At 47.5% G+C, this 5248-nt stretch carries 5 protein-coding genes; all 5 read left to right on the top strand.

Annotated features, from left to right (window positions below):
* The coding region (locus tag B4K11_RS04705; protein ID WP_292959255.1) for an ATP-binding protein at positions 1-1524 on the top strand (1524 nt) is incomplete at its 5' end.
* A complete protein-coding gene (cobO, locus tag B4K11_RS04700) occupies positions 1524-2111 on the top strand; it encodes a cob(I)yrinic acid a,c-diamide adenosyltransferase (protein ID WP_292955837.1) in 588 nt (195 codons plus the stop codon). The genes B4K11_RS04705 and cobO, both read left to right, overlap by 1 nt.
* The gene (locus B4K11_RS04695; RefSeq protein ID WP_292955834.1) at positions 2111-3451 is read left to right on the top strand and encodes a cobyrinate a,c-diamide synthase; all 1341 of its coding nucleotides are present in this window, start codon (positions 2111-2113) and stop codon (positions 3449-3451) included. The genes cobO and B4K11_RS04695 overlap by 1 nt, the downstream gene beginning before the upstream one ends.
* A gap of 8 nt (positions 3452-3459) precedes the next feature.
* Positions 3460-4644, top strand: coding sequence for a cobalt-precorrin-5B (C(1))-methyltransferase (locus tag B4K11_RS04690; RefSeq protein WP_292955831.1), 1185 nt, complete (start codon positions 3460-3462; stop codon positions 4642-4644).
* A partial coding sequence (locus tag B4K11_RS04685; RefSeq protein ID WP_292959254.1) for a precorrin-6A/cobalt-precorrin-6A reductase occupies positions 4641-5248 on the top strand: 608 nt, incomplete at its 3' end. The genes B4K11_RS04690 and B4K11_RS04685, both read left to right, overlap by 4 nt.

Raw genomic sequence — 5248 nt, 5'->3', positions numbered from 1 at the left:
TTAGGTGCCAGCGAAGAGATGTTGCTTGGGACATTAGATCTTGAGCATGTACTGAATGAGAAAACGGTTCGTTTTAGTCCGGGTCTATTAAGCAAAGCGGATGGCGGTGTGCTGTATGTCGATGAGGTGAACCTACTGCCGGACAACTTAGTCGATCTGTTATTAGATGTGGCGACTTCCGGTGAAAACCGGGTTGAACGCGATGGCATTAGTCACAGCCATCGTTCTGAATTTTTATTGGTGGGCACCATGAACCCTGATGAAGGGGAGTTGCGCCCACAGCTACATGATCGTTTTGGTTTATCTGTCCAGCTTGATAATCAGTATTCACCGCTTGAGCGTGTCGAGATTGTGAAGCGCCGAGAAGCGTTCGATCAAAACAGCACAGCTTTCTGTCAAGCTTATGCAGCAGAGCAAGAGTTACTGTTAACACGCATAAAAAAAGCCCGTTCAGTGATCGCCGATGTTAAGTGTGATGATCAGTTACGTTTAGTGATTGCAGAACGATGCAGTGAGGCACAAGTGGATGGTTTACGCGCAGATATTGTTTGGTATCGCGCTGCATGTGCTCATGCTGCTTTAAATCAGCGTAGCGATCTGTCTATTGAAGATATTGATGCGGTTGAAGAGTTAGTTTTGGCACATCGACGTAAGGCTGTTTCGCCAAGTCAGCAGAAAAATGATTCGCGACCACCCCAAGAGCCTCCTTCTCAAGAGCCACCTTCAGCTCCAGAGAATAAACACGGGTTTCAACGCCCGGATGACAGCCAGCGTCAGGCGCCTAAGCTAGGTGATAAGCGTCAGCAAGACCCTGAAAGCGAAGGCGAATGGGGTTCAATGCAGCCTCAGCAACAGAAAACCCTTGAAACTGTTGCACTCGATTTAGCGCAAAACAGCCAAGAAGCTCTCTTTTCGTCATCAGTTAAAACACGTTCAGTGGTCGCACCTGAATTGAGTAACCGCCCAGACTGGTTTTCCACTTTGCTCTCCAGTTTACCTAGTTGGCCGCCGAAACAGCTTAAGTTTAAAAGCCGAAGACAATCTGAAGATCTATTGCATCTGGTTTTATTGGATACATCGGCCTCTACCCTGAAGGCGGAAGGCTTTGCTCATGCCAAAGGGGCGTTATTGCAGATCTCTAATCAGGCTTATTTAGCGCGGGAACAGTTAGCCCTGTTTGGCTTTGGAAATAACCAGGTTGATACCTTACTGCCAAAATTGAGAGCCCCCAAAGAGTTGGGGAAATGGCTGGATAACCTGCCCGCGGGTGGCGGCACGCCTATGCGAGAGGTGTTTATCCAAGCCAAAACATATTTAGAAAAACTACAGCGTCAAAATCCGCAGCTGAAAATTCATAGCTATGTATTAACCGATGGCCGTAGCAGTAGTTCACTTGAAGGTATTCAGCTGCCCGGTGAATTGGTTTGGATTGATACAGAACTGAGCACAGTAAAGCGTGGCAAAGGCCAACGTTTTGCCGAAGAATTAAACGCAACATACCTATCTTTAGCAGGAGCATGTTAATGAAAACGCATCAGGAACGGATGGCGAAAAAGAAAGAAGTGATTGATAAACGTATCGCCAATGCCACCGAGGAACGTGGTGTTCTTATTCTGCTGAAAGGTAACGGTAAAGGTAAAAGTAGCTCTGCGTTTGGCACAATGGCGCGTTGTGTTGGTCATGGTAAAAAAGCGGCGGTTATTCAGTTTGTAAAAGGCCGGACCGAAACCGGTGAGTTTAAGTTGTTCCGCGATCATGAACTGATTGATTGGCATGTGATGGGACATGGCTTTACTTGGGAAACTCAAGATAAAGAGCAAGATATCGCTGCGGCACAGAAGGCTTGGGCCATTGCTGAGACACTGCTTAAGGATGACAGCTATGAGATGCTAGTGTTTGATGAGATGAGCTACATGTTCAAATACAAATATCTGGAGCTAGCACCGGTTATTGAGGCATTAAGCAACCGCCCTAAAAACCAGAATGTGATGATTACAGGCCGTGTAATGCCTGAAGAGTTAGAAGAGATCGCGGATACCATCAGTAGTATCCGAGATGAACGCCATGCATTTCGTTTAGGCGTTAAAGCACAAGCGGGCATAGAGTATTAATGACAATGACTGATTCTGTTTTCTGCCCCGCACTGTTTCTATCGGCACCCAGTTCCGGAGAAGGTAAAACGACGATCACCGCTGCATTGGCTCGTTTTTTTAAAGAGCAGGGTAAAGTGGTACGTGTATTTAAAACGGGTCCAGATTACTTAGATCCGCAAATATTGGCCCAAGCATCGGGCCAAGATGTAGAACAGTTAGATCTGTGGATGGCGGGTGAGAATTACTGTCAGCAGAAGCTTTATGAGGCTGCGAAAGAAGCAGATCTTATTTTAGTGGAAGGCGCTATGGGTATGTTTGATGGTGAGCCATCAAGCGCGGATCTGGCCGCACGTTTTAATATCCCAATCGCTATAGTGTTAAACGTGAAAGGGATGGCGCAGACGGCTGCTGCGTTAGCGATGGGTATGGCGAATTATCGTGACGATGTTTCTGTTGCCGGGTTAATCGCAAACAATTGTGGTACCGAGCGTCATGCTGAACTGATTCGTGATGCACTACCCAAAGATCTGCCTTTGTTGGCGACCTTAGCGCGGGATGAAACCATTGCCTTGCCAGAGCGACATTTAGGCTTAGTTCAGGCCGCAGAAGTTAAAGATGAACTGGAACAGCGATTCACTTTAGGTGCTGAATGGATTAAAGGCCCGCTAAAAGAGCAAAATTTGATCACACAGCTGCCAGAGCCAGTTGAGTTTTTCAGTGCCGAGCTGCCTAGCGTTGAACCGTTATTGACGGGTAAGACGATCGCGATTGCTAAAGATGCCGCGTTTAGTTTTATCTACGATGCAAATTTACGCTTGCTTGCCAAAATGGGCGCAGAGGTGACGTTTTTCTCACCTTTAGCGGATCAGGTTTTGCCTCAAGCTGATGCGCTGTGGTTGCCGGGTGGTTACCCAGAACTACATGCAAAAGCATTGTCAGAAAACAGAGCGATACAGCAGGAGATTAAGGCGTTTGCTGATGCCGGAAAGCCGGTGTTGGCTGAATGTGGTGGTTTCCTTTATTGCTTACAAGATCTAACCGATCTGGAGGATGAAACTTATCCTATGTCTGCTGTATTAGCGGGTCACGGTGCGATGCGGGGTAAGCGCGGTTGCCAAGGGATGCAAACGGCGATGTTACCCGAAGGTCCGTTGCAGGGGCATGCGCATCACCGCTCACGTAGTCATGACACGCCTGAGCCGATTGCCCATGGTAAACGTCAGCGTCATCCTGCTCCGGGTGAGGCGATCTACCGTGAAAAGGGGGTGACAGCGAGTTATCTACACCTGTTTTTTGCATCAAACCCTGAAGCGATTGCCGCGATCTTTAGCGGTCAATTTGAAACCCCTTTGAGCTAAGTATTGATATGTGGCCTGAGAGCAGCGAACAGAAACAGGAACTACGCAGCGGTTTAACCACCGGTTGCTGCGCGACTGCCTGTTGTGTGGCTGCGGCTCAAGCGTTGCTGGCTAATAAACAGCCAGACAAGGTTGAAGTGCTACTGCCGCGTGGGCAGTTGGTTGAGCTCTCAATAGAAAATTATCAGGTACTTCCTGTCGAGCATGAATGTACTTCTGATCAAGCAGTGCCACTGTCGCAGGGTATGCGTACTGCAACGATAAAAGATGCGGGTGATGATCCTGATGTGACGCATGGGGCGACCGTTTTTGTAGAGCTACGTTTAGTCGATGAGCCGGGTGTTATTTTTAAACCCGCAGAAGGTGTAGGAACGGTAACGCGTGAAGGCTTAGTGCTTGAGGTAGGTGAAGCTGCGATTAACCCAGTGCCTAGAAAAATGATGAGTGAACATCTACTCAATGCCGCAAACGTGTATGGTTATTCAGGTGGCTTTGAAGTTTCCGTCGGTGTGGAGAAAGGCGAACAGATCGCGCTTAAAACCATGAACCCGCGTTTGGGCATTCTCGGAGGCTTATCGATTTTAGGCACCACAGGTATTGTGCGTCCCTATTCTTGTGCTGCTTATATTGCGTCGATTAGACAGGGTGTCGATGTGGCTCGATCTAACGGTATTTCACATATTGCAGCGACAACCGGCAGTACCAGTGAGGCGGCGATACAGGCCCATTATCAATTGGATGAGATGGCGTTAATTGAGATGGGTGATTTTATTGGTGCACTGCTTAAGCACCTGAAGAAAGCACCGGTAAGTAAACTGAGTATCTGCGGCGGATTTGGCAAGATGAGTAAGTTGGCGAATGGTCATATGGATTTGAATAGCCGTTCGTCCAGTATCGATTTTAAGCATCTTTCTGAGATGGCTATAGCCGTGGGTGCGGATAAAGTGCTGGTGGATAAGATCTTACAAGCGAATACCAGCATGGAAGTTTTAAAGTTATGCACAGCGCAGGAGTTAGACCTAGCGAAAGAGGTTTGTTCACGTGCGTTGTACGAAGCGCAAAATATGCTGAAAGTGGCTCAACCAGACATCGAGATTGAAGTTTGGGCGACCGATCGTAAAGGGCAATTTGTTGGGCATGCTGAGTCGCAGTGTTCTTCGAGAGAGGGCTCTTCGAAAGAGAACTCTTCATGAGAGTACTCATACTTGGCGGTACATCGGATGCCCGTAAAGTGGTTAAAGCTTTAGATCAGCGTGGTTTGTTGGACCGTATTACGTTGACCTATAGCGTAGCGGGTTTAGTGCGTGTGCCAGAATTAGCCTGTGAAGTGATTAGTGGAGGCTTCAGCCAACACGGCGGCTTATTGCATTACTTACAAGAGCATAGCTTTGATTTGGTTTTAGATATTACCCATCCTTTTGCATTACAGATGAGCACAACTGCGGTTGACGCTTGTGCTGAAAAAGGTATCCCTTGCTGGCGTTTTCATCGTCCTGTTTGGCAAGCAAAAGAGGGTGACAATTGGCGTTTATTTGATGATTGGTCTGCTTTGTTGGCAGCAACTGAGGCTTATCAATCCTTGTTCTTAACAGCGGGTCAGATCGGGCAAGAATTAATTGATCAGCTGGCTCAGCAAACCCTTAAAACGGGTCAACGCCAAGTGCTCAGAACCGCCGCACCGCCGCAAGTAGATCTGCCGGCGAGTATGAAATGGTTAAAAGCCATAGGTCCTTTTAATCAAGCGGATGAAAAGAACATTTTAGAGAGCTATAAGATCGATCTATTGATTAGTAAAAA

It is taken from the genome of Neptuniibacter sp. UBA6509 (assembly GCA_002435145.1).
Taxonomy (GTDB): Bacteria; Pseudomonadota; Gammaproteobacteria; order Pseudomonadales; family Balneatricaceae; genus Neptuniibacter.
The sequence above is the reverse complement of the archived record's forward strand: the minus strand, read 5'-3'. Positions and strand labels throughout refer to the sequence as shown.

What these genes read in the sequence shown, in the direction of transcription:
- cobO (WP_292955837.1), top strand. Translation starts at nt 1,524, where the DNA reads ATGAAAACGCATCAGGAACGGATGGCGAAAAAGAAAGAAGTGATTGAT.
- B4K11_RS04695 (WP_292955834.1), top strand. Translation starts at nt 2,111, where the DNA reads ATGACAATGACTGATTCTGTTTTCTGCCCCGCACTGTTTCTATCGGCA.
- B4K11_RS04690 (WP_292955831.1), top strand. Translation starts at nt 3,460, where the DNA reads ATGTGGCCTGAGAGCAGCGAACAGAAACAGGAACTACGCAGCGGTTTA.